This window comes from Streptomyces sp. cmx-4-9 (assembly GCF_046548835.1).
GTDB lineage: Bacteria > Actinomycetota > Actinomycetes > Streptomycetales > Streptomycetaceae > Streptomyces.
Window position 1 is genome coordinate 105412 of sequence record NZ_JAEBEE010000004.1, and the last position, 23914, is coordinate 129325.

A 23914-nucleotide genomic window follows, 5' to 3' on the forward strand; every position below is an offset into this window, starting at 1 on the left:
GCCCGCCCGCCCGCCCCGAGGTCAGGTGGCGCGGGCCGGGCGGCGTCCCAGGCCGGCCAGTGCCCGGAGCGCGGCGGACCGGCCCCGCTCGGGCACCGTCCACACCGTCTCGCCCGCCACCCCCCACCGCTCCAGCAGGGCGTTGGCAGCCAGGAACCCGCTCGTGGCCGCCCGTTCCATCAGCGCCACCGGCAGGCCCGTCCGCACCAGGTCCCCGGCGACCACCACCCGGGCGTCCCCCGTGCGGACACCGGGCCGGTCGCGGTAACCGCCCACCGTGAACAGCGGGCAGTCCTCGCGCCACTCGTGGCGCGCGTCGACGACCGCCGCCTGCCCGGTCTCGGGGTACACCTCGCGCAGCCGCCGTAGCATCCGCTCCTGCACCTGCGGGCGCCGCTCGGACGGATCGACGGCGTAGGCGTGCAGTTCCACCACCGAACCACCGGTCCGCAGCGCCCAGCGGTGTGCCTCGCCCTCCCACCGGTCCAGCACGCTCACATTGTCGAGGCCGTCGAAGCCGCTGGTGCCGAGGAAGCCGTGCCGCCCGCCCGCCACCGGCCGCGACAGCCACAGCCGGGACACCAGGAACGGCGGCGCCGTCCGCAGGCCGGCGACCCGCGCCCGCCACCGCGCGTCCACCAGCTCGGGCGAGGCCCCGACCACCGCCCGCAAGCCGCCGGTGTCCAGGGCCAGCACCACCCCGTCGTACCGTTCGCCCGCCGCCCCGGCGACGACCTCCACCCGGTCCTGCGCCACGGGCCGCACCCCGTCCACAGCCGAACCCGTACGGATCTCCACACCCAGGCCGCCCAGGTGGCGGGCCAGCGGATCCCACAGGGCCTGGGGGAACGGCTCGCGCGGCACGTCGAACAGCAGGCCCTCGCTGGAACCGAGGAAGTAGATGTGGAACATCAGCACCAGCTCCGCCGCCGACAGCTTCGCCGGATCCGCGAAGAAACTCCGCGAGAACACCTCGAAGGCCAGGTGGTGGGCAGCCTCCGGGAAGCGGATCCGGGCCAGGAACTCCGCCGCGCTCACCCCGTCCAACGCCTCGTACACCCCCGGGACCGACACGTCCAGCAGCGGCAGCGCAGCCCGCGCATCCATCCGCCCCAGGTCCCGCCACCCGAAGGACGGGCTCTGCGCGACGAACCCGAGGGCGCTGAGCGGCGGCGTGCGCGGCACCCGCGCGAAGCTGTCCTGGCCGCCGTCGCGGTGACGCAGCGGATAGTCCGGCAGCCCCGTCAGGCCGTGCAGCCCGGGATCGGTCCGCCGCAGCAGGGAACGCAGGTTGTAGTACTGCCGGAAGAAGGCATGGAACCCGCGGCTCATCGTGGCCTGCGACCCGTCGGCCAGCTCCGTCCGCCACCCCGCCAGCCGGCCGCCCAGCTGCGCGTCCCTCTCGTACAGCGTGACCCGCACACCCCGTTCGGCGAGGACCGTCGCCGCCGCGAGCCCGGCGATGCCCCCGCCCACCACGGCCACCCGCGGCCCGTCCCCCTCGATGCGCGGCCGGCCGCCCCGGCCCGCCACACGCCGCGCGCGCCGGTCCCGGCCCGGGAGAGGCCCGCTCATGCCGCGACCCGGCCGACGAAGGTGTGCGTGATGCCCGTCTGCCAGCCCGGCAGCGGCAGCACCCGCACGTCCGTGAAACCGGCGGCCCGCATCCGTGCCGCGAACTCCCCTGCCGTGTCGAAGGCGAGGACGCTGCGCCACAGGTGCTCGTACAGTCCCGCGTCCCCGCCGGCCCGGCCCAGCGGCATGACCACCGAGCGGCACACGGCCGTCCACAGCGCCCGGTGCACCGGCTTCCCGCTGAGTGCGTACTCGTGGACGGCGATGCGCGCGCCCGGCGCCATCACCGCGCGCACCGCGGCCAGCGTGCGGTCCGGATCGGGCACGTTGCGCAGCAGGTACGCGGCGAAGACGGCGTCGAACGGACCGACGACACCCGCCTCGTCCAGCCGGTCGGCCGACGCATGGACGAAGCGGACCCCCGGCGGCCACACCTTGGCCTCCGCCCGGTCCAGCATGCCCCGCGAGGCGTCCACCCCGGTGATCCGGGCCCGCTCCGCGACCGACAGCAGCGCGGCCGTGGACGCGCCCGTCCCGCAGCCGAGGTCCAGGATGCGGGCGCCGCTGCCCGCGTCCGCAAGGCCGAGGCGCCGCGCCGAACGGCGCAGGTGCCCGTGGTAGCCGGGATTCGCCGCGACCAGCAGGTCGTAGCGGGAAGCGGCATGGTCGAAGGCAACCGACAGGGCGTCGTCGCGCAGCAGGGGCATGGCAGCCTTTCAGTGGTGTCCGGGCCACGCGGCCGGGACGGATCGGGGGAGGAGCGGAAGCTCCACCAGTGAACGCAGCATGGGGGCGACGGGGGTGCGCAGACCGATGCCGAAGTCCTCCCACGGCGTGGTCGCGCCGTCCAGGAACCGCAGGACCCGCTCGGCCGGCACGGACCGGAAGAGGTCGGCGAAGAACCGCCCGCCGTCCACCCGCCCGGTGTCCAGCGCGCGCAGCAGCACCGCGTCCATCGCGAGCGCCCTGCGCCCGTGGACGGGGGGAGCGCCGGCCGGTGAGCGGCCCGCGCGTACGGCTTCGGCAAGGTGACGGCTCTGCCGCTGGATCGCGGCGAAGGTGTACCCGGTCGACGGACGGGTCGCCCCGCCCGCGGCCCCGACGAGGAAGACCCGCCGCCCGGTGCGGCGCGGGAAGCGGCCGTCACTCATCGGGATCACCCCGTGCTCGCTCCCGCGCACGGTGAAGGCGCCGAGCCCGAGGACCGATCCGCAGTAGTGGTGCAGGGCGCGCTCGTACGCGGCCGCGTCCAGGGGGGCGGGCGAGAACTCCGTGTACTCGACCAGGGCGTCACGGGCGCTCAGCGGCAGCACGTATCCGAAGGCCAGGCCGTGGTCCGGCTGCGGGAGACGGAAGTCCATCAAGGTGGCCGTGCCCGGGTCGAAGGCGGGCTCCTCCGTGCGCACGAACCAGCCCGTGAAGTGCTGGAGCAGTGTGGTCCGGGCGGGCGGCAGCCGCCGCGGCGGACGCGAGTCGAAGACCAGCCCCGAGCGGAGCGTGCAGGGCTCTCCCGCCCCGTCGCGGCCCCGGACCACCGCCCCACTGCCGTCGTCGTACGCCGACTCCACCGCCATCTGCCGGACGTCGACCCCGCGGGCCCGGAGCTGCTCCGACAGGGCCGTCTCGAACCGGTCCGAGCTCAGCATCTTGTACCGCAGCGGCCCCAGGGTCCGGTCGACGGCGGCGCCGTCCGGGGCGTAGACCCGCAGCCTGCCCCAACTCGCCGTCAGGAGGGCGTCGTACGGCCCGGCGCCCGCCTCCCAGTAGCACCAGGTCCGGGCGGGCGGACGCAGCGCGCCCGGCGGAGCCTGCACCAGGGCGACCCGCGGTCCGCGCCGCGCCCCGGGCACAGGCTCCGTCAACCCCGCGGCCAGGGACAGGCCTGCGGCCCCGGCCCCGACCACGGTCACATCGGCGTCCCACCTCACCCATCGGCCTCCCGCCTTGCGCACCCACGGTGTTCTTCCGGGCCGCGTACCCCGGCGGATGCAGTAAACCCCTTCGGCGGGCCGAGCAGGCGGGGACGCGACGGCGCGACGGGGTCCGCTTCAGGGCAGCGCGAGGACGCAGAACGCGTGGCCCTCCGGGTCGGCCAGGCAGGTCCACGGGACGTCACCCTGGCCGAGATCGAGATCGCCGGCACCCAGGGCCCGCAACCGGTCCGCCTCCGCCGCCGCGTCACCACCGGGGTACGGCAGCAGGTCGAGGTGCACGCGGTCCGCCGGGCCCGTCCCTCCGGGCGTGCGCAGGAACTCCAGGTAGGGGCCGCCGCCCGTCGCGGAGCGGAGCACCGCACGGTCGTCCGTCACCTCGTGCACGATCCAGTCCACCGCCGCGCCCCAGAACCGGGCCATGGCCCGGGGGTCCGCACTGTCGACCACCACGGCGGCGATCGGCCCGGTGTCCCGGTAGACCTCCCGGGGCTCCAGCACGCAGAACTCGTTGCCCTCCGGATCGGCGAGCACCGTCCACGGCACCGCGCCCTGGCCGACGTCGGCAGGCGTCGCACCGAGGGCCCGCAGCCGGGCCACCAGCTCCGCCTGATGGGCGGGGGAGGAGGTGGCCAGGTCGAGGTGCACCCGGTTCTTGGCCGGCGCCTTGGGTTCCGGGACCGGGACGACGTCGACGCCGATGACTGCCGGGTCCGGCCAGACGAGTCCGCCGGCGGGTCCCACGTAGGTGGTCGCACCGGGGCTGTACGCGGTCCAGCCGAGGGCCTGCGCCCAGAACCGGCCGACCGCCGAGCTGTCGACGGCCTTGATGTTCACCTGTACGGGTCGCAGTGCCATGCCCGCGATCCTATGCACCCCCCGTCCAGGGACGTCCGGACCGCGGAGGTCCGGACCGCCCGTTCCGTGCCCCGCCGGGCGGCCGCAGGAGGTGGTCGGCACGTCGTCCCCGCGGGTGGGCCGGCAGGGGGAGTCGCCTCGTCGGCCGAGCGTGCCGTCACGGCGGTCTCCCTTCCTCGCTCGATGATCGGGTTCGCGTTTGACATCGACGGCGGGTGTGCCGGTGTGCGCGCATCGCGGCGATGCCTCGTCGCCCCGCCGCACCAGCCGTCGTGAACAGCAGAGAGGTGTTGCCATGCGTGCCTTTGCGATCGACTCCTTCGGGCAGACGCCGCAACTGAGGGACCTGCCCGTGCCCGAACCCGGGCCCGGCGAAGTGCAGATCCGGGTCCGGGCGGCTGCCGTGAACCCGATCGACTGGAAGCTGGCGGCGGGCGCCCTGGCTCCGCCGGGAGCCGCGTTCCCCTTCCCGTACACCCTCGGTTTCGACGTCGCCGGGCGCATCACGGCAGTCGGGGACGGCGCGCCCTTCGAGGTGGGGCAGGAGGTGTTCGGGATGCGGCGGCCGGAGACCGCGGGCCGGCATCCGCACGGCTCGTACGCGGTGTACATGACCGCCTCCGCCGAAACCGCCGCGCTGGCTCCGCGCCCGGAAGGGCTGCAGGCGGTCAAGGCGGCGGCGCTGCCCATGACCGGCGGGACCGCGCTGGCCCTGACCCGCTGGCTGGACCTCTCCGAAGGCGAGACGCTGCTGGTGGTCGGAGCGGGCGGCGGGGTGGGCTCCTACGTCCTCCAGCTGGCCGCCGCCCGGGGCGCGCACGTGATCGCGGTCGCCGCAGGCGAAGACCACGACTACGTGCGGGCCCTGGGGGCCGACGAGGTGATCGACCACCACACCGCCGACGTCGCCGACACCGTGCGCGCCGGGTACCCCGCGGGCGTCGACGCCGTCCTCGACCTCGTCGACGGCCGCGAGGTCCTCATGGAGAAGGTCGCGCCGCTGCTGCGCGACGGAGGCCGTCTGGCCACGACCGTCTTCGCCGCCGACCCCGATGCCCTCGCGGGCCGGGGCGTGCGCGCCGTCAACTTCACCTACGAGGCCACCGACCGGGACATGGCCGAACTCGCCGAATCGGTCACCTCCGGAGCTCTGCACGTCGCCGCCACGACCACGTTCGCCCTGAGCGCCATGGACGAGGCGTACGCCGCCTCCACCGGCGGCCACGTCCGCGGCAAGCTGGTCATTACCGCCGACTGAGGCCGGGGGAACCGGCAGCAAGCACGAGGGGTTCCGGCCCAGGAGCGGGCCGCGATGAAGGACCATGCCCAGGAGCTGAAGAAGGCGGCGCGGCGCACGTCGAAGGCGGAGAAGGCCGCGGAGGCGGAACGCGATGTCCTTGCGAAGATCGCCAGAGCGCGGAGAAGTTCAAGGCGCGGTACGCGACGCCCGGCTTCAGCGATCAGGCCCGCCTGGACGACGGCGCGATGCGGGCCGCCGGCTTCGCCCTGGCCGAGGTGACGCCCGAGGTGGAAGCACGCATCGCCGAACTGGTGAAGCGCGCCATCGGGTAGGACACGGCACGGCGGGGCACGGCGCGGCACGGCGGGGCACGGCGCGTCGGGGCGCTCAGTGCAGGCCGGGAGGTCTTCTGCGGGCCAGCCACAGGACGCCGAGGGCGAGCACGGCCTGGACGAGCCCCGCCACGGCGTACACGGACGGGGCATAGCCCTCTCCCGGCGCGGTCTCCTCCCACCCGGTCAAGGCCGCCAGCAGCAGGAGCAGCACCGTCACGAGGACGTGGGAGGGAAAGGTGAGGACGGTCAGCGCGGCCTCGGCCCACGCGGCGTCCCGGACCCACCACAGCACGTCGAGGGCCGTGATCACGGCCAGGTACGCGCCCGCGGCTCCCAGCGCCGCTGCGCCCACCGCGCGATGGTGCCGCATGGCCCTCCCTTCCCGTTCGTCGGTGCATTGTGCACCCCTGCACCGCGCGGCAACGCACGGGGCCCCGCCGGAACCGGCAGTCGTCCGGTTCCGGCGGGGCCCCGGCACCCTCGGCTGAAGAAGCCCTCAGCCAAGGAGATCCTCGGCCGAGGAAGCCCTCGGCCAAGGAGATCCCGGGCCGAGGAAATCCTCGGCTAGGGGATCAGCCCATGGTGTTGATGTAGTGGGTCAGGTCCTTCAGATTGTCGATCAGCGGCTTCCACGTCTTCTTGGCCTTCTTGACGTAGTTGCTCTTGCCGATGAACCAGGCGTCCGCGAGCGGCGGCACGTTGCCGTGGATCGTGATCTGCATCTTCCCGCTCCGCTTCCGGGTGAAGTAGAACGAGATGAAGCCCGGGTAGTCCGGGTGCCCCCAGCGGGTGTTGAAGCGCCAGCCGTTGGAGGAGATGCTCTTCACCACGACCGGGAACGCGATCTTGATGCCGGCGATCTTCACCCAGAGGTCCATCTTCTGCCCCGGCTTCTTCAGCTTGCTGGGATGCCCCCCGATGGGGAACACCCAGTTGAAGTTGTCCCGGACCTTCTTGAAGTACCGCTTCGCGGACATGTGCGGGTTGCCGACCGTGTACTTGAGCCAGTAGTCGAAGGTTCCCGCCGTGTCGGCGCAGTTGACGGGGTCCGCCGAACAGTAGCCGTAGGCGTTCGCGCCGCCGCCCTGGACCGGGTCGTCCTGGAGGAAGGTCCCGGTCGCCGGGTCGTACAGCCGCGCCCCCATCAGCATGTGCCCGTTCGGCGTGTCCGCCTCGCGGACCGCGGTGCCCAGCCACCCGTACCGGGACGGCACGGCGGCGTTGCTGCGGCCGTACTCGTCGGACCGCAGGACCACCGGGTCCCTGGTCGTGTCCAGCGGGAGCTGGACGCTGATGTCCCCGTGCACGTTCGACAACTGCAGGACGACATCGCCCGACGCCCCGGTCACCGCACTCAGACCGCTGGCCAGGTCGCCCACCAGGCGACTGACGACACTGGTGCCGCCGGCGGTACGGGTGCTCCAGGTGGGGCTGTCGCCGTCCCCGCCGTAGTGGTGGACGGTGACCGAGTCGGTCGTCCACGCCCCGTCCGCGCCCTTCGACTCGGTCGTGACGGTGGCCTGGCGGCCGGAGGCGTCGAGGCCGTAGCTCTGCCGTGCGTCGGCCGTCGCGGTCTGCTGCACGGCGTCGCCGACGAAGTACGCGACCGTACTGCCGTCCGCGGCCGTGGTGCGCCGCCCGAAGGCGTCGTGCACCGTCTTGCGGGTCGTCGTCCCCGTGGTCGACGACACGAGCCGGTCGGCGCTGTCGTAGGCGTACGCGGTCCTCGACGTGGAGGTGTTCCCGGCGGCGCCGCAGGCGGCATCCGTCAGCGACTCCTCCAGGGCGGAGCGGTTGCTGCGGGCGCCGTCGAAGGCATAGGTGCGGACCGCGCAGGCACTGCCCGAATCGTCCTGGGCCCGGGCGAGGCGGCCCTGCGCGTCGTAGCCGTACTGGCTGGTGACGGTGGACCCGTCGGTCTGCGCGTGACCCGCGACCTGGCCGAAGACGGTGCGGTGTGCGCTGTCCGCGAGGACCGTCGTGCCCTGCGCGTCGGTGTACAGGCGGGAGGTCTCCCCACCGGTGGAGTCGTAGCCGACCGACAGCTTGTAGCCGCCGGGCAGGGACTCCCCGACGAGCCGGCCGTCCGCGTCGTAGGTGCCGGAGAAGGTGCCGGCCACGGAGTCGCTGACCGAGGTCAGCAGTCCGCGCGGGTCGGCGGCGGTGTCGTAGGCGTAGGTCGTGTTCGAAGGGCTGGAGTTGCTCACCTTCGCGGGCCGGCCCAGGGCGTCGTACTGCGTCCTGGTCGTGTTGCCCGCGCCGTCGCTGTACTCGATCTCCCGGCCGAGCCGGTCGATGGAGGACGTGACGGTCCTGCCGCCCGCGGTGACGCTGGTGGACAGCCCGTCGGCGGCGTACGCGATGGTGGTGTCCGGCAGGCCGGTGCCGACACCGCCGCTCACGGAGCTGCCCGAGGGACGGCCCGCCGGGTCGTACGAGGACGTGGTCGTGCGGGTGACGCCGTTCGCGGTCTCCTTGACGACCGCCGCCTGGCCCCAGCGGCCGTAGGTGAAGGACTTCGCCACCAGCTGGGCCGATGAGGCGTCACCGCCCGTGACCGGCCCGGCCGGCGCGCTCGTGCACACCAGGCCCGCCCACTCCGGGTGCCCGGAGCACGCTCCGGTGGTGGCCCAGTAGGAGGTCAGCGTGGTCCCGGGGCCGGCCGCGCCCGCATCGGGCGTGCTGGACGTGATCTGGCGGCCCGCCGCGTCGTAGCCGACCGTGGTGGTGACCGCCTTGCCCTGCGGGTCCCGGATCTCCTTGAGCGGAAGGCCGGTGCCCCAGTCGTAGACCGTCGCGACGGTCTCCGTGTCGGCATCGGAGGGGAACCCCTCGATGCGCGCCCCGGTGGTCTCACCGGTCTGCAGGTCGGAGACGAGAGCCCCGGCGGGGCGGCCCTCGTCGTACGTGGAGACCGAGTGCAGCCGGGCCAGCACCGCGGTGCCGGCCGGCAGTTCGACGCCGCCCGCGGCGCCCGCGGCCTTGCCGCGCAGCGTCACCGTCTGCAGCGGGCCGCTGCTCTCCCGTTCCAGGGAGGCGCCGCTCGCGGAGGGGGCGTACACCGTGGTCTCGGACAGCAGCAGCGCCGCCTGGGCGGTGCCCTCGGCCGGGGTCGCGGCGCCCGCCCTCACCTTGGCCAGCTCGGCGGCCAGCAGGGGGTCCGGGGTGTCGGCGGTACCGAGAGCGATCTCCCGGTTCGCGGCGGACAGGTCGCGGACCTGGTTGCCCTCCTCGTCGAACTCGCTGACGGAGATGCGGCCGCCGGGCGCAGCCGTGTTCACGGTGCTGAAGTCGGCGTCGAGGTAGGTGATCGTCGCCCGCCGGTAGTCCTTGGCGGTGAGGTCGCCTCCCTTGGCGGAGGCGGGTACCTGGTCCGCCGGGAAGACGGCCGTCGCGGTCACGGGGAGGTCGGTCTGCCCCCAGGCCGCAGCCGTGGCGGCGTCCAGCTGGTACGGAGCCGCGCTCCCGGAGACCGGCACCTCGTAGACGAGGGAGGTGGTCGCCGTCCCGTTGGTCTCGGTCGCGCTGCCCGGGGCCAGCGTCGGACGCGAGACCTTCAGCAGCTTGCCCGCGGGAACGGACCCGGCCGCCGAGCTGTAGGCGAACGTCCACGGCAGCTGGCCCGCGGGGGTGTACGTCGCCACGCGTCGGGCGGCGTCGTAGGTGTAGGCCGTCTTCTGGGCGGGGGAGACCCGCGGGTCCCAGGCCTCATGGAGCAGGCCCTGGGCGTCGTAGGCGTACTGCCCCACCACGGTCGCGGTCGCGGCGCCCGCACCCGGGTCCGTCGCCCACACCTTCAACTGCCGCACCTGGTCCTTGACGTCGCCGAGTGCCGTACCGGAGGCGGTGGTTGCGGGGGCGTAGTCGAATTCCAGCACACGGCAGCCCGCCGTGGAGGGTTTGGCGGCGCAGGTCGCGTTGTCCTGGTCGACCGCCCTGTTGGGCGAGATCAGGTACTTGGGCCGGGCCACCGTCCGGGAGCCGACCACGACGGGCTCGGAGACCAGCGTGGTGGTGGAGTCCTCCGTCAGCTCGCGGCTGGTGCTCAGGGTCCAGGCATCGGCCCCGGCGACGCGGACGAACGTCGAGACGGTGCCGCTGCCCGTGTCGGTGAGGGTGAGGGCGGCGTCGGCGAGGGCTCCGGTCAGGGCGAGCTGGGCGTCACCGGAGGCGGCGGTCCACTTGCCGTTGCTGCCGAGGGTGAACGCGACGGAACTGCCGTCGGCGTGCATCAGGGACACCGAAGTGGCGCTGGTCCGGCGGACCTTGGTGTATTCCACGCCGGTCGTCGCCGTCACCGAGGAGACCCAGTCGGGGCCGAAGATCGGGGCCTGGCCCTCACTGTCGGCGTCCACGGAGCGTGAGGAATAGGTCCGTGACACGGACGCCTCGAAAACCGAGGCGTCGTCCTCGGACATCGAGAAGTCACCGGTGAGCAGGTTCACGGAGCCAGGGCCGACGTTCTGCTGTGCCGCCGCGGCTCCTGCCCGGTCCAGGGTGACCGACACGGCGGAACTGGAGGCGGCGGCCCCGCCGCCGTCGGTGAAGGTGGTGCGCAGCTCGACGGCGCCGTCCTCGGCGAGGGTGTCGGCCATGTGCCACACGAGCGGAGTCGCCGTACCGCCGCTGACGGGAACGGGCCAGGCCGTCACGGCGGCGCCCCCGCCCGCCCGCACGACGTGCGCGACGGGCACGTCGTGCCAGGAGTCGGCGGAGCCGCGCCGGTACTGCCAGCGCGCGCCGGTGAAGGAGGGGGCGCCCGAGGCGGTCAGCGGAAGGTCGGCGAGGGTCCAGGACCCCTCACGCGGTGACAGCACCCCCAGGCCGCTGTCGCCGACACCGAAGGAGTACGCCGTGGTGGTGGACACGTTCCCCGCCGAGTCGACGGCGCGGGCCCGCAGCGTGTGGCTGCCGTTCCCGGGAGCGATCGAGATGCTGCGGGGCTCGCCGCCGGTGCCGTCGACGGTGTCCAGGGCCCGCTGCGAGAGCGTGGTCGAGTCCAGGCTCCACTGGTATCCGGCGCCGTCGGTGCTCGACGTGTCGAGGGTGCAGGAGACGTTGCCCGGGGCCTTGGCGGTCCAGGCGCCGGCCGGGTAGGCGGCGCAGGCGACGACGGGGGCGGCGGGGAGGCCGGTGTTGACCCCGAAGGCCGTGTAGGCGGACCACGCCCCGTAGTCGGTTCCGTCGTGTCCGCGCACGCGGTAGCGCAGGTAGCTGCCGACCGGGAAGGCGTTGGCGGCGGGGACGGTCAGCTTCGCGACGGAACCGGATGCCACGGCGGCGGTGGTGCCCGTGTACGTGTAGGCCGGGCCGGTGTGGGCGGGGTCGGCGGTGATCTCGAACTGTGCCTTGACGTTGGAGCCGTCGGCGTCGGCGACGTTCGCCGACAGGGTGGGCGTCAGCGAGGTGGCGTAGCGCAGGCCGTTGTAGGCGTTGACGGTCATCGGCGCGAGGGCCGCCGCGCTGGTGGTGGCGTACGAGTTGTAGGTGACCGTCAGATGCGGCTCGGCGGCGTTGTCACCCGAGACGTGATTCGCGGAACGGAAGCGCCGCCAGGTCGTGGAGTCGTTCTCGTCGCCGCCCAGCAGCTGGAGGCCGTAGTTGGGCGAGCCGTCGGCCCACGCCTGCACGATGGCGTCGATGTCGAAGTTGACGGTCCCGGCCGGGCACGACGCGTTGTAGCCCAGCGCCGCCTTGTTCGTGACGGCGCCCGCGGTCGTGGTGGACGGCTGGCTGCCCCAGGTGATGTCGGACGACGACCAGTCGGAGGTGATGCGGCGGACCTGGGTGCCCGCTCCCGTGGTGGCGCACGTCGACGAGTAGAAGGAGTACAGGGCCAGGTTGGTGTCGGTGACGTGCTTGCCCTTGAACTTGGACACGTCGAACTTCAGGTAGGAGCGTGCCTTGTCGGCGCCGCCGTCGTACGTTCCGGTCTTCAACTCCGGGGAGGAGACCTGTGAGTCCGGGTAGTCGGGGGTCTGCACCCACGTGTCGGTGGTGACGGCGAGGGTGGACGTGGGGTCGACGGTGACGGGGTAGACGAGCTTCTTGTCGGCCAGGAAGGACGCGTCGGGCGTCAGGACGAGCGTCTGGGAGCCGTCCGCCGCGGACTCGATGCGGGTGGCCACCCGGGAGCGGTGCTTGGCCTCACCCGAGGCCTTGTCCTTGCTGGAGTCCCACATCATCGGCGCGGGGGCCTCGGCGACGAGTTTGCCGTCGGCGTCCTTCAGCAGCAGGTGGCCCGAGGGGGCTTGGGTGACCGCCAGGTTCTTGAGGTGCAGGGGGATGCGGTACGAGACCGGGGCCGTGGGCGCCCGGTCCAGGACGACGTTCTGCGAGAAGCCGTCGGCGAGGGCGGTGACCTGGAGGGTCTCCCCGGCGGGGAGCCGGTAGCTGGCGGTGTCGCCCTTGACCGTCGGGGCGGGCAGGTCCTGCTGCCATCCCATGCCGAAGGCCTGCCCGTTGCGGCTCACGGAGGCCAGCTGCCGGTCCCCGCCGTCGGAGAGTGCGATGTCGGCCGCGGCCTTGCGGGGCTGGAGGGCGGGGCCCGTGTCGGAGAGGGAGGTGTTGATGTCCTTCCAGCCGTCGCCCTCCTTCACCCGTATCGGAGCCGCGTAGACGGAGGTCTGGAAGGCGCCGGACGGCAGCACGTAGGTGGTGGAGTCCGCCGTGCGCGCCGACAGCACCTCGATCGTGCGGCCCTGCAGGCGCGCCTTGAGCAGGGCAGCCGTCTCGTCGGCGGCCGTGGCCGGCCCGGTGGGGGCGGCGGTGGCGGCAGCCGCGGGGGTGGCGGCCAGCGCGGCACCCTGCACGGTCAGCAGGAGCGAGAGGGCTGCGGCTGCTGCGCGCAGACTTCGCCCTGGGGGCGCGGGCGCCCTGCCGGGGGAGCAGCCGAAGCGTCCGCCCGTCCATTGATGAATCATCACATCTCCTTCAGTCGACCCCCACACGGAGATCGACTGAGACCCTGTCAGCGGCGCTTCTCAAGCCGTCTTCGAGGGCCCGTTAGGGCGCCTGGACAAGGGAGTTGGAGGACGTGGCCATCGTCGATTGTGGGGGCGTTCGCCCGTTTTGGCGTGCTCGCGCCCGAGGTGACGGCGGGTACGTCAGGTAATGGGAAGGTCAAGTGAGATCTTGGTGAAGTCTTGACCCGGGAGGTGGAACCGGTACCGACAGGTCCGGTCCTTCGGGCGCACTCGATCCGGAACCGGGGCGCGTCGCCGACGCACCGGACCGGATGCCGGGGCGGGCCGCTCGGCAGCCTGTCCTCGGTCGGCGTGGAGCGAGCCCGCCGGGCCGCCGTCAGGCGGGCTCCGGCGCCGGCTCGCAGGGCAGCGCCGCCGTGCGGCGGGGGAGCAGCACCGGGGTCGCCAGCAGCAGTACACCGGCCAGGCCGATGGCCGCGCGGGCGCCGAGCAGGACGGCCAGCCCACCCCAGACGGCCGTCAGCAGGGCGGTCGAGGCCTTGGCCGTGACGGCCCAGGCGGACAGGGTGCGGGCGACCCGGTCGGTCGCGGTCCGCTGCAGACGGTAGGTGGCGCAGACGGGGTTGAAGATTCCGCAGCAGAGGATGAGCCCGAACTCGACGCCCGTCACCAGCAACAGCCCCCCGGTGCCCGGTCCCATGAAGACCAGGCCGAGGGGCCAGACCGCGCGCAGGGACCCCGACACGACCAGGACCCGGTGCTGCCCGAACCGGGCGACGAGCGTTCGGGCGATCCGCGAACCGAGCAGCCCGCCGATCGAGGGCGCGGCAAAGGCGAGGCCGTACTGCCACGGCGTGTACCCGAGCGGGCCCAGCATCAGGACGGCCAGCAGCGGCTGCGTGGCCATCACCAGGGCGTTGAACAGCGCGGTGTTGAAGAACAGCGGGCGCAGCGTCGCCTCGGCGAGGATGTACCGCCAGCCGTCGAGCAGGTCCCCGGCCCGCAGGCGCGCGCCCTCCCGCGGCTCGGGCGGCGGCTCGTGCCCGCCGATCGCGCGGATGCCGAGCGCCGACAGCAGGTGGCTGAACGCATCGGCCGCCACCGTCGCCATCGGACCGAGGAGCCCGATCGCCGCGCCCCCCAGCGGCGGACCGATGATCGTGGTGGTCCAGGCCGTGGCCTCGAACCGGGCCTGGGCGACCAACAGGTCCTCGGCGGGCAGCAGCGCCTTCAGGTAGGCACCGGAGGCGGCGCGGAAGCCGATGTCGGCCGCCCCGACGACCACGGTGACCAGGAGCAGCTGCACGAAGGTGAGCGCGCCGAGCGCATGCGCGGCGGGGATCGTCAGCAGCGCGGCGCACCGCACCAGGTCCATGGCGATCAGCACCGGGCGCTTGCGGCGGAACTCCACCCAGGGCCCGAGCGGCACCGCCACCACCGCACCCACCGCAGCCCCCACCGAGGACAGCGCGGCCACCTCGGCCGGTCCGCAGTGCAGCACCTGGAGGGCGATCAGCGGGAACGCGCCGAAGGCGAGCCAGGTGCCGAGCGCACTCGTCCCGTACGCTCCCCACAGCCACCCGAACGGCCGCCCCAGCCGGCGTCCGGGCGGATGTCCCCGCCGGTGCCCCCGCCGATGTCCCCGCCGATGTCCCCTCCGCATGGCCGCCGCTCCCCTGCCCCTGCCCGTACAACCGATCCGCGATCGGTGTGCGACCGATCCGCGCCCGATTCGCGGCAGGAAGCATCAAAGCCAGCGCGACGACCGGGCGGCAAACAACCGCGGCGCCGCCCCGCACAACCCGTGGTTGTTCCCCTAGGGTGTCGGCATATCTCGGAAAGGGGTCGGCATGGACCTCGAAACCGTCCGTACCTTCGTCGGCATCGCCGACACGGGGCAGTTCCGCGAGGCCGCAGCCGACCTTGCGGTCACCCAGCAGGCCGTCTCCAAACGCATCGCGGCGCTGGAGCGAAACCTCGGCGTACGGCTGTTCACGCGTACCGCGCGCGGCGCCGAGCTCACCATCGACGGGCAGGCTTTCCTTCCCCACGCGCGCGAGCTGCTGCGCGTCGCCGAGCGCGCGGCCGCGTCCGTCCGCGCCGGCGTCCGTCCGCTGCGCGTCGATGTGATCGCCTCACGCGTCGCGGCGACGGGCCTCATGCGCGGGTTCCACCGCGCGCACCCCGGGACCGACCTCGACGTGGTGATGCTCTTCGACATCGAGACGGCCGTCGCCGCCATCCGGTCCGGAGCGATCGACGCCTCCTTCCGCGCCGTCGCCGTGCCCGGCAAACCCCTCCCCGAGGACATCGAATCCGTCCGGGTCCTCGACGAGCCGCTCCAGCTCCTCACCGGCCCCGACCACGCGCTGGCCACCGCCCGGTCGGTGACCGTGGCGCAGCTCGCCGGACACCGGATCTGGATGCCCGGCATCGTCCCCGGCACCGAGTGGGCCGCCTACTACGACGACCTCGTCGCCGAGTTCGGCCTCACCATCGAGGCGACCGGTCCCAACTTCGGATCGGACGCCCTCCTCGACACCATCGCCGACACCCCCGCCCTCGCCACCTTCATGGGCGAGCAGACACGCCTCGTATGGCCCGCAGGACACGGGCTGCGCCGCATCCCCGTGACCGACCCGACGCCCGTCTACCCGCACTCGCTGCTGTGGCACCGCGACAACCCCCATCCGGCGCTGGCCGCCCTCCGCGCCCACCTCGCCGCCACGGCAGGCCGCCAGGCCGGTGCCGGGACATGGACGCCGAGCTGGGTGGCCGCCCGCTGAACACCGCGCCGGACCACGTGGCCGGCGTCCGCCCCGCGAAGCGGAGGACGCCGCAAGGTGACCGGGCGGGTTCCCCACGAGCACCCGGCGCGATGCTGCGTCGTCCGCGGACAGCGGCGTGGCGTTCCCCCGCGTGGCCCCGCGCCGGCGAGGCGGCGCGAGGGTAGGGTGCCGCCGTGTCCGAGCATCCGCGCGACCTCGCCGGCTACGGCGCCCAGCCACCGCACGCCGCCTGGCCGGGCGGCGCCCGCGTCGCCGTCAGCCTCGTCCTCAACTACGAGGAGGGCGGGGAGCACAACGTCCTGGAGGGCGATCCCGCCTCCGAGGGCTTCCTCCACGAACTCGTCGGGGCCCCACCGGTCGTGGGCGGCCGCGATCTCAACGTCGAATCCCTCTTCGCCTACGGCGCACGCGCCGGCTTCTGGCGCATCCACCGCACCCTCGCGGCGCACGGTGCGCCACTGACCGTCCACGCCGTGGCGCAGGCACTGGAACGCAACCCGGACGCGGCGCGGGCGATGGCCGCCGCCGACTGGGAGGTGGCGAGCCACGGCTGGCGCTGGATCGACTACCGCCACGTGCCGGAGGAGACCGAACGCGCCGACATCGCCCGCTCGATCGCGACGATCGAGCGGCTCGTCGGACGCCGGCCCGTCGGCTGGTACACCGGCCGCACCAGTCTCCGCACCCGGCGGCTGGTGGCCGAGGACGGCGGCTTCCTCTACGACAGCGACGACTACAGCGACGACCTGCCGTTCTACGTCGAGGCGGCCGACGGCCACCCGCACCTCGTTCTGCCGTACAGCCTGGACGCCAACGACTTCAAGTTCCTCATCGTCCACGGCTTCACGACCGCCGGCGACATGCTCTCCTACCTCATCGACACCTTCGACACGCTGTACACCGAAGGGGCCGACCGCCCGCGCATGATGAGCGTCGGCCTGCACTGCCGGATCATCGGGCGCCCCGGCCGCATCCGCGTCCTCGACGGCTTCCTGCGTCACGTCGCGCGATGCGGCGGGGCGTGGATCGCCACACGCGAACAGATCGCGCGGCACTGGCTCGCCACGCATCCTCCGCTGCGCTGAGCCGGCATCCAGCACGGCCCGGCGAAGGGCCGGAGCACGATCTCCTTGCGGCCGCGGACGGTCGCCGCCGTCAGGTCACCAGCGGGGCAGGAACGCCCGTACGGTCTTCCCTCCGCACGGACGGGGGGACACCGCGGTGGCCGTGGCCAGACGGTTGACCATGGGCCAGCCGAAACCGCCCGTGCCGTGGCGGAGGTCGGGGGTGCGCAGGCGCGGCAGCCGCGGGCTGGAGTCGTCGACGGCCACCTCGATGGTGTCGGGGTGGGCCGTCAGGCGGAGATCGAAGGCGCCGCCCCCGTGGCGCAGGGCGTTGGTGGCGAGTTCGGAGACGACCAGGACGACGGTGTCCGCGGCTTCGGCGGCGATCGAGGAGTGGCCGAGCGCTTCCAGGAAGGCCCGGGTGGCGGCGCGTGCCCCGGTGGCGGACCGCGCGCACCGGTCGGTTGCCGTGTCGACGGTCACCACGTTCATCAGGTCACTCCGGTCTCTGCCGCTCACTGCCGCTCACTGCCCGGTCCGCTCTACGCGGCATTCCGTGCCCGCTCCCGGACCGACCAAACCCACCCGGCCGACCGGCCGGGTGGCCGGCATGGCCAGTGCCGTAGTCGGCCTCTCTGCGTCCTGGTGAGGGCCTCCCACACCACCGAGCAAAGACCCACACGGCATCCGGGCCCGCCCCTTGGCACGGGTTGAGACCGCCACGCCGTCCCAGGGTCTGGCGGCCCGAACCACCACCGACCGCGCGCTGTGCGGCCTGCTCGGCGACCGCACCACCTCGGCGGACCTGGCCGAAGCGGGCCTGGTTGGTCCGTCGGGCCGCCGAGGCCGCGGTGACGGCCGGACGGCCCTGACCGCCGCGAACGCAGCCCTGCCCTGGCCCGGCGCGTCGCACAGGTGCTTTGCCACGTGGTCGGATCCTGCCGGAGCACCACGGCAACGGACAAATTGTCGCCCTGCAATCCCGCCACCTCGACCCGGTCGAGTCCCCTTTCCTCCAAGCGGGCAGCGGTGCGGCACCCGGCCGAGGTCGTCGAGAGCCGTCAGCGGCCGCCGGACGCATGGGCCGCAGCCCCGGTCCCGGCTCGCCTCCCGGGGCCCGCTCGATGACGAAGGCACAGCCACCGAAGCCGCGCTGGCGCTGCGCGCCGCCACCGAACAGCGCACCGAGAAACCCGCCTCCCCGCCGTGGGCCGAGCTGACCCCGTCGGAAGGGCGCGGCTGGCAGAACGCCTCCTCCCGCCCGTCCTCGACATCGTTGGCACCGGGGCCCTCCCGCCCCACAAGCCTCTCGGCATCGGCATGAAGTACGACCTACCAGACCTGACCCCGCCGCCCGCGAAACGTACCGCCCTACCCGGCGGAGCCGACACTTCCCGGCTGGTCCGGCTGGTCCGGCTGGTCCGGCTGGTCCGCTGGTCCGGTCGGCCCGGCTGGTCCGGCATCAGGTTTCGGCAGGCCCGGCTGGTCCTGGTCCGGCAGGTGCTGCAGGTCCGGTCGGCTCGGCTCGCCCGGCACGTTCGGCAGTCCCGCCGGCCCCGTCGGCTTTGGCTGGCCCGGACCGTACCCGCCCGGGCGACAGGGCCACAGGTCGCCCGGTGGTCGCTCGGTTGGCTGGTCGCGCACGCCTCGTCATGCGACGTGCCTGCGGTAGCGGTCGATCACCTCCCGCAGCACGTCTCCGCCGTCCCGCGCCCACAGGTCCGGCTGGAATATCTCGACCTCCACCGGCCCCCGGTAGCCGGCTGCGTCGACCGCCTCCCGAAAGCCCCGCAGGTCGATGCACCCGTCGCCCAGCTGCCCTCGCCCCAGCAGCACGCCCTCCGGTAGCGGCGTCACCCAGTCGGCCACCTGGACGGATACAAGGCGCCCGCTCTTGCCCGCCCGGAGCAGATCGACGGGCAGCCGCTCGTCCCACCACACGTGGTACGCGTCGGCGACCACTCCCACCTGCTCCGCCGGGAACAACTCGGCCAGGTCCAGAGCCTGCCCCAGCGTGGAGACCACGCAACGGTCCGAGGCGAACATCGGATGCAGCGCCTCTATACCCAGCCGCACCCCGTGTGCGGACGCCCAGGGGGCCAGCTCGCACAGGACTTCGGCGATCCGCCCGCGCGCGCCGACCAGGTCGCGATCCCCGGGCGGCAGGCCGCCGGACACCAGCACGAGCGTGTCGGCGCCGAGCTCCGCCGTCTCCTCCACTGCCCGGCGGTTGTCGTCGAGGGCCGCCGCCCGGCCGGCCCGGTCCGTACCGGTGAAGAACCCGCCACGGCACAGGGAGCTGACGCGCAGCCCGGCCCCCGCCACCAGCTGTGCGGATTTCCGGAGCCCGTAGCGCTGGACCGGCTCCCGCCACAGGCCCACCGTCCGCACCCCGGCAGCCGTGCACCCGGCCACCAGCTCAGGCAGGGACCACTGGCGTATCGTCTCCTGGTTCAAACTCAACCGGGCCGGGGCGGGGCTCTGTGGTGGGGCCTGGGTGGCTGCGGCGCTGCGGGCAGGAGTGGGGACAGGGACGGAGGGAAGGGTCATGACGCCACCCTGTATACCGAGAGCAGGCGGCGCATCCGGTCCTCGGCGAGTTCCGGATCGGGGAACAGTCCCAGTCCGTCGGCCAGCTCGTAGGCCGTGGCCAGGTGGGGGAGCGACCGGGCCGACTGCAGTCCGCCCACCATGGCAAAGTGCTCCTGGTACCCCGCCAGCCAAGCCAGCAGTACCACCCCCGTCTTGTAGAAGCGGGTAGGTCGGGCGAAAAGGTGTTTCGACAACGGCACCGTAGGGTCCAGGAGCTCACGGAAGCCCGCGGGATCGCCCTGATCGAGCGCGAGCGCGGCACGGGCGGCAATGGGCGCGATCGGATCGAAGATCCCCAGGAGGGCGTCACTGGCCGCCGCGCCGTCACCGGCGATCAGTTCGGGATAGTGGTAGTCGTCCCCGGTGTAGCAGCGCACTCCGGCCGGCAGCCGACGGCGGATGCCGACCTCCCTTTCCGCGTCCAGCAACGAGACCTTGACCCCGTCCACCTTCTCCGGGTGCTCGGCGACGATCTGCAGGAAGACGTCCGTCGCCGCGTCCAGGTCGTGATGGCCCCAGTAGCCGGCCAGTTCCGGGTCGAACATCGGCCCCAGCCAGTGCAGGACCACTGGACGGGAGCTCTGCCGGAGCAGGTGCCCGTAGACCTCCAGGTAGTCCTCCGGCCCACGTGCGGCAGCGCACAGAGCCCGAGAAGCCATCAGGACCGCCCCGGCCCCGCAGTCCTCGGTATGAGCCAGCTGCTCCTCGTACGCGGCGGTGATGGCGGCAACGGAGTGCGGGGCGCCGGAAGCCAGTTGGTCGGTTCCCGCGCCGCAGACCAGTCGGGCGCCCAAGGCCCGGGCCTCGGTGGCGGAGCGACGAATTAGCTCCGCCGCGGTCGGCCAGTCCAGGCCCATCCCCCGCTGGGCGGTGTCCATGGCTTCGGCCACTCCCAGACCTTGGTTCCACAGGCGGCGACGGAAGGCCAATGAGGCATCCCAGTCGACCGCCGGGCCGGCTTCGACCGAGGCGGCCAGCGGGTCGGCAACCACGTGCGCGGCCGAGTAGAGGATGCGCGTCCGTGCCGGACCGCACCTCAGGGGCGTGAAGGGGTCGGTGTTCGGTTGGTACAGGCGGTAGGAGCCGTCAGCGGAGGGCAGTCGGATGCTCACAGGACCACCTCCGGGACGGCCACGCGGCGCCCTTCCGCCGAGGACAGCAGGCCGAGTTCGGCGAGCTGGACTCCCCGCGCCCCCGCGAGCAGGTCCCGCTGCCAGGGCCCGTCGCAGACCACATGGCGCAGGAACAGCTCCCATTGGGCCTTGAACCCGTTGTCCGCGGGGGCGTTGTCCGGTACGTCCTGCCATTGCCCGCGGAAGGACTCCGACTGCGGCAGATCCGGGTTCCACACCGGCTTGGGAGTCATGGCCCGGTGCTGGACGCGACAGCTGCGCAGCCCGGCGACGGCGGAGCCGTGCGTGCCGTCGACCTGGAATTCGACCAGTTCGTCGCGGTGGACCCGGACTGCCCAGGAGGAGTTGACCTGCGCGACGGCTCCTCCCTCCAGTTCGAAAATGCCGTATGCGGCGTCGTCGGCCGTCACCCCGTACGGCTTGCCCTGCTCGTCCCACCGGCGGCTGATGTGGGTACGGGTGAGCGCCTGGACGGTGCGGACACGGCCGAACAGCTCGTGCAGCAGGTACTCCCAGTGCGGGAACATGTCGGCGACGATGCCCCCGCCGTCCTGGGCCCGGTAGTTCCACGAGGGTCGCTGCGCGGGCTGCCAGTCCCCCTCGAACACCCAATAGCCGAACTCCCCGCGCACGGAGAGGACGTCCCCGAAGAAACCGCCTTCGATGAGTCTTCTCAGCTTCAGCAGACCCGGCAGGAACAGCTTGTCCTGGACGACCCCGTGCTTGATCCCCGCGGCTGCCGCCAGGCGGGCCAGCTCGAGCGAGGACGCGAAACTCAGGGCGGTCGGCTTCTCGCAGTAGACGTGCTTGCCTGCGGCTATGGCCTGCCGTACTGCCGACTCGCGGGCCCCGGTCACCTGGGCGTCGAAGTAGATCTCGACCTCCGGGTCGGCCAGCACGGCTGCGAGATCCGTGCTGACGTGCTTCAGCCCGTGCTGCTCCGCGATGGTCCGCAGCGCGGCCTCCCGCCGCCCCACCAGCACCGGTTCGGGCCACAGCGTCGTGCCGTCACCGAGGTCCAGGCCGCCCTGTTCGCGCAAGGCGAGCAGGGAGCGGACGAGGTGCTGGCGGTACCCCATGCGCCCGGTCACGCCGTTCATGGCGATCTTGATCGTCTTGCGTGCCACGGTGTCCCCTCCTTGATGTCCCACCGAATGGAAAGCGGATAGAAAGCGCTTTCATGACCACCAGGCTAGGGCGGCGCATCGACGCAATGCAACACTCGTACGGGTGATAGAAAGCGCTTTCTCCATGCGTCAGTATGGAGGCACGGAACCGGATGAGACGATGACCCGGTCCACACCACGCACGGTCCGGAAGAGGAAAGGGGAGGTGCACGATGGCGGTCACCCTCGCTGAAGTCGCGGCGCACGCAGGCGTATCGCCCGCCACGGTCTCGCGCGTGCTCAACGGCGGGTACCCGGTGGCGGGCGGCACCCGGACGCGCGTGGAGCAGGCGGTCGAAGAACTCGGCTATGTGGCCAACGGCCCGGCCCGCGCCCTCGCGGCCGCCACCTCCGACCTCGTCGGCGTGCTGGTCCACGATGTCGCGGACAGCTTCTTCGGGATCCTCGCAGGCTCCCTGCAACGAGCCCTTTCCCCCGTCGGCCGCTCCGACATCCGACGTCTCGCCGTCGTCTGCAACACGGAGGGCGACCCCAGCGCCGAACTCGCCTACCTCACCCTGCTGGAAGGACAACGCGCCGGGGGAGTGGTCCTGACCGGGGGCGCCGTGGAAGAGCCCGGCCACACCGCTGCCCTCGCCGCGCGCATCGCCCGCATGGCCTCCACCGGCGCCCCCGTGGTGCTCTGCGGCCGGCCCCCGCTGCCCGTCCCCCCGGGCCTGCCCGTAGCCACCGTGATGTTCGACGACCACGGCGGGGCCTTCCGTCTCGCCGAACACCTGCTGACGCTCGGACACCGGCGCATCGCCTACGTCGCGGGGCCGCCCGATCTGAGCACCACGCGCGAACGCCTCGCCGGACACCAGGCCGCCCTCTTCCGACACGACCCCGCCCTGGCCGAGACCTGCGCGCCACTCACCGTGCACGCAGGCTTCGAACGCTCCGCGGGATACGACGCGACCCGCGAACTGCTCCGCCGGGGTGCACCCTTCACCGCGGTCGCCGCCGCCAACGACACCGTGGCCACCGGAGTAGCCGCAGCCCTGCACGATGCGGGCATACGGATCCCGCAGGACGTATCCGTCGCCGGTTTCGACGACCTCCCCTTCTGCGTCGATACCGCGCCCGCGCTTACCACCGTGCGCGTGCCGCTGCGTGAGGCGGGCGGGCTCGCCGCCCACCTGGTCACAGGCCGCCGGCAACCGCCCCCCGGCGGCATCACCACCCTGCCCACGGAGCTGATGGTGCGCGGCTCCACCGGACCGCCCCCAGCAGCCAAAAGGAGCCGTCGGTGAAGTACGCCTTCTCCACCCTCGGCCTGCCCGGTGCCACGATCGACCGGAGCGCAGGCCTGGCAGCCGCCCACGGGTTCCATGGACTCGAACTGCGCGCCCACCCCGAGGAGCCGCTGCACCCTGCCACCCCGGCCGGCGAGCGCACCGCGGCACGGCGAACCCTCCGGGCGGCAGGCGTCGGGGTCGTCGCCGTGGCGGGATACACCAAGGTGGCGGCGCCCGGCGCGGACGAACCGGTCCTCGACGAGCTGCGAGCGCTGATCCGCCTCGCCGCCGACCTCGAATCCCCCCGGGTCCGGGTCTTCCCCGGCGGAGCGGACCTGCCCGCCACCGTCGCCGACGCCGACGCTGTGCGCAGGCTCCAGGCAGCGGCGCCGTTCGCCGAACAGCACGGTGTGCGGCTCCTGTTGGAAACCCACGACTCCCACCGGACCGCGGTCGCCGCCGCACGCGTACTGGACCAGGTCGGACACCCGGCCGTCGGAGCGCTGTGGGACGTACTGCACACCTGGCTCGGCGGCGAGCCGCCGGACATCTCCCGGCGCGCCTTGGCGAAGCACCTGGGCTACATACAGGTGAAGGACGTGGCGTCCGCACATGACCTCACCCCGCTCACCCTGGGTGCAGGGGTACTGCCGCTGGCCGAGGCGATAGCCCTCGCCCCACAGGACGGCTGGCTCTGCTGGGAGTACGAGAAGCGTTGGCATCCCGAAGCGGCAGACCTGCCACACCAGTTGACCCCGGGCCGCGCCTACCTGGAGAAACTCGTGGCAGCCGAATCCGACACCTGACAAGCACGACCTGACCCGACCCGACCCGACCCGACCCGACCCGACCCGGCGCGGCGCGGCCCGGTCCGGCCCGGCCCGGCGCGGCCCGACCCGGCCCGGTCCGGCGCGGCCCGGTCCGGCCCGGCGCGGCCCGACCCGGCCCGGCCCGGCGCGGCCCGGTCCGGTCCGGCGCGGCGCGGCCCGGTCCGGTCCGGTCCGGCCCGGTCCGGTCCGACCCGGCGCGGCGCGGCCCGGTCCGGTCCGGCGCGGCCCGGTCCGGCG

At 73.2% G+C, this 23914-nt stretch carries 16 protein-coding genes and 1 pseudogene; 6 read left to right on the forward strand and 11 right to left on the reverse strand.

All coding sequences use genetic code 11. The annotated features are described in order from the left end of the window. Positions 1–21 precede the first annotated feature (21 nt). The 4 genes from ACLJTM_RS14255 to ACLJTM_RS14270 all read right to left on the reverse strand — a co-directional run bounded on the left by ACLJTM_RS14255 (position 22) and on the right by ACLJTM_RS14270 (position 4364). The gene (locus ACLJTM_RS14255) at positions 22–1575 is read right to left on the reverse strand and encodes an FAD-dependent oxidoreductase (protein WP_411103907.1); all 1554 of its coding nucleotides are present in this window, start codon (positions 1573–1575) and stop codon (positions 22–24) included. Beyond that, positions 1572–2282 (reverse strand): class I SAM-dependent methyltransferase, encoded by a 711-nt coding sequence (locus ACLJTM_RS14260; protein WP_411103908.1) that lies wholly within the window; start codon positions 2280–2282, stop codon positions 1572–1574. Before ACLJTM_RS14260 ends, ACLJTM_RS14255 begins: the two co-directional genes overlap by 4 nt. A gap of 9 nt (positions 2283–2291) precedes the next feature. Continuing rightward, positions 2292–3503 (reverse strand): lycopene cyclase family protein, encoded by a 1212-nt coding sequence (locus ACLJTM_RS14265; RefSeq protein ID WP_411103909.1) that lies wholly within the window; start codon positions 3501–3503, stop codon positions 2292–2294. Between the two features lie 120 nt (positions 3504–3623). After that, positions 3624–4364, reverse strand: a complete 741-nt coding sequence (locus tag ACLJTM_RS14270) for a VOC family protein (protein WP_411103910.1) — start codon at positions 4362–4364, stop codon at positions 3624–3626. A gap of 295 nt (positions 4365–4659) precedes the next feature. On the opposite strand from ACLJTM_RS14270, the gene ACLJTM_RS14275 reads away from it, so the two are divergent. Beyond that, on the forward strand, positions 4660–5622 hold the full coding sequence (locus ACLJTM_RS14275; protein WP_411103911.1) for an NADP-dependent oxidoreductase: 963 nt from the start codon (positions 4660–4662) through the stop codon (positions 5620–5622). 54 nt (positions 5623–5676) lie between these two features. Then, positions 5677–5936: pseudogene (locus ACLJTM_RS14280) on the forward strand (hypothetical protein). A 55-nt stretch (positions 5937–5991) separates the two neighbouring features. On the opposite strand, the gene ACLJTM_RS14285 reads toward ACLJTM_RS14280, so the two are convergent. From ACLJTM_RS14285 to ACLJTM_RS14295, 3 genes are all read right to left on the reverse strand, one after another. Next, a complete protein-coding gene (locus ACLJTM_RS14285) occupies positions 5992–6309 on the reverse strand; it encodes a hypothetical protein (RefSeq protein ID WP_411103912.1) in 318 nt (105 codons plus the stop codon). 202 nt (positions 6310–6511) lie between these two features. Next, positions 6512–12862 (reverse strand): DNRLRE domain-containing protein, encoded by a 6351-nt coding sequence (locus ACLJTM_RS14290; RefSeq protein ID WP_411103913.1) that lies wholly within the window; start codon positions 12860–12862, stop codon positions 6512–6514. A 379-nt stretch (positions 12863–13241) separates the two neighbouring features. Further along, a complete protein-coding gene (locus ACLJTM_RS14295) occupies positions 13242–14528 on the reverse strand; it encodes an MFS transporter (RefSeq protein WP_411103914.1) in 1287 nt (428 codons plus the stop codon). A gap of 187 nt (positions 14529–14715) precedes the next feature. On the opposite strand from ACLJTM_RS14295, the gene ACLJTM_RS14300 reads away from it, so the two are divergent. Both ACLJTM_RS14300 and puuE read left to right on the forward strand, forming a co-directional pair. Beyond that, positions 14716–15651, forward strand: a complete 936-nt coding sequence (locus ACLJTM_RS14300; protein WP_411103915.1) for a LysR family transcriptional regulator — start codon at positions 14716–14718, stop codon at positions 15649–15651. Between the two features lie 176 nt (positions 15652–15827). Further along, positions 15828–16739, forward strand: a complete 912-nt coding sequence (gene puuE / locus ACLJTM_RS14305) for an allantoinase PuuE (RefSeq protein ID WP_411103916.1) — start codon at positions 15828–15830, stop codon at positions 16737–16739. Between the two features lie 75 nt (positions 16740–16814). Here the strand turns inward: puuE and ACLJTM_RS14310 are convergent, their stop codons facing one another. The 4 genes from ACLJTM_RS14310 to ACLJTM_RS14325 all read right to left on the reverse strand — a co-directional run bounded on the left by ACLJTM_RS14310 (position 16815) and on the right by ACLJTM_RS14325 (position 21570). Then, the gene (locus ACLJTM_RS14310) at positions 16815–17210 is read right to left on the reverse strand and encodes an ATP-binding protein (RefSeq protein WP_411103917.1); all 396 of its coding nucleotides are present in this window, start codon (positions 17208–17210) and stop codon (positions 16815–16817) included. 1158 nt (positions 17211–18368) lie between these two features. Next, entirely contained in the window at positions 18369–19268 is a 900-nt protein-coding gene (locus ACLJTM_RS14315) for a sugar phosphate isomerase/epimerase family protein (RefSeq protein WP_411103918.1), read from the reverse strand. Then, a complete protein-coding gene (locus ACLJTM_RS14320; RefSeq protein ID WP_411103919.1) occupies positions 19265–20422 on the reverse strand; it encodes a dihydrodipicolinate synthase family protein in 1158 nt (385 codons plus the stop codon). The genes ACLJTM_RS14315 and ACLJTM_RS14320 overlap by 4 nt, the downstream gene beginning before the upstream one ends. Then, positions 20419–21570, reverse strand: a complete 1152-nt coding sequence (locus ACLJTM_RS14325; RefSeq protein WP_411103920.1) for a Gfo/Idh/MocA family protein — start codon at positions 21568–21570, stop codon at positions 20419–20421. Before ACLJTM_RS14325 ends, ACLJTM_RS14320 begins: the two co-directional genes overlap by 4 nt. Before the next feature lie 212 nt (positions 21571–21782). Between ACLJTM_RS14325 and ACLJTM_RS14330 the strand changes: the two genes are divergently transcribed. Both ACLJTM_RS14330 and ACLJTM_RS14335 read left to right on the forward strand, forming a co-directional pair. Continuing rightward, entirely contained in the window at positions 21783–22862 is a 1080-nt protein-coding gene (locus ACLJTM_RS14330) for a LacI family DNA-binding transcriptional regulator (RefSeq protein ID WP_411103921.1), read from the forward strand. Beyond that, a complete protein-coding gene (locus tag ACLJTM_RS14335; RefSeq protein WP_411103922.1) occupies positions 22859–23653 on the forward strand; it encodes a sugar phosphate isomerase/epimerase family protein in 795 nt (264 codons plus the stop codon). The genes ACLJTM_RS14330 and ACLJTM_RS14335 overlap by 4 nt, the downstream gene beginning before the upstream one ends. Positions 23654–23914: the final 261 nt, after the last annotated feature.

Bases quoted from the DNA above. Each gene is read 5' to 3' on its own strand.
- ACLJTM_RS14255 (WP_411103907.1), bottom strand. From the start codon at position 1,575: ATGAGCGGGCCTCTCCCGGGCCGGGACCGGCGCGCGCGGCGTGTGGCG.
- ACLJTM_RS14260 (WP_411103908.1), bottom strand. From the start codon at position 2,282: ATGCCCCTGCTGCGCGACGACGCCCTGTCGGTTGCCTTCGACCATGCC.
- ACLJTM_RS14270 (WP_411103910.1), bottom strand. From the start codon at position 4,364: ATGGCACTGCGACCCGTACAGGTGAACATCAAGGCCGTCGACAGCTCG.
- ACLJTM_RS14275 (WP_411103911.1), top strand. From the start codon at position 4,660: ATGCGTGCCTTTGCGATCGACTCCTTCGGGCAGACGCCGCAACTGAGG.
- ACLJTM_RS14285 (WP_411103912.1), bottom strand. From the start codon at position 6,309: ATGCGGCACCATCGCGCGGTGGGCGCAGCGGCGCTGGGAGCCGCGGGC.
- ACLJTM_RS14290 (WP_411103913.1), bottom strand. From the start codon at position 12,862: ATGATTCATCAATGGACGGGCGGACGCTTCGGCTGCTCCCCCGGCAGG.
- ACLJTM_RS14295 (WP_411103914.1), bottom strand. From the start codon at position 14,528: ATGCGGAGGGGACATCGGCGGGGACATCGGCGGGGGCACCGGCGGGGA.
- ACLJTM_RS14300 (WP_411103915.1), top strand. From the start codon at position 14,716: ATGGACCTCGAAACCGTCCGTACCTTCGTCGGCATCGCCGACACGGGG.
- ACLJTM_RS14310 (WP_411103917.1), bottom strand. From the start codon at position 17,210: ATGAACGTGGTGACCGTCGACACGGCAACCGACCGGTGCGCGCGGTCC.
- ACLJTM_RS14315 (WP_411103918.1), bottom strand. From the start codon at position 19,268: ATGACCCTTCCCTCCGTCCCTGTCCCCACTCCTGCCCGCAGCGCCGCA.
- ACLJTM_RS14330 (WP_411103921.1), top strand. From the start codon at position 21,783: ATGGCGGTCACCCTCGCTGAAGTCGCGGCGCACGCAGGCGTATCGCCC.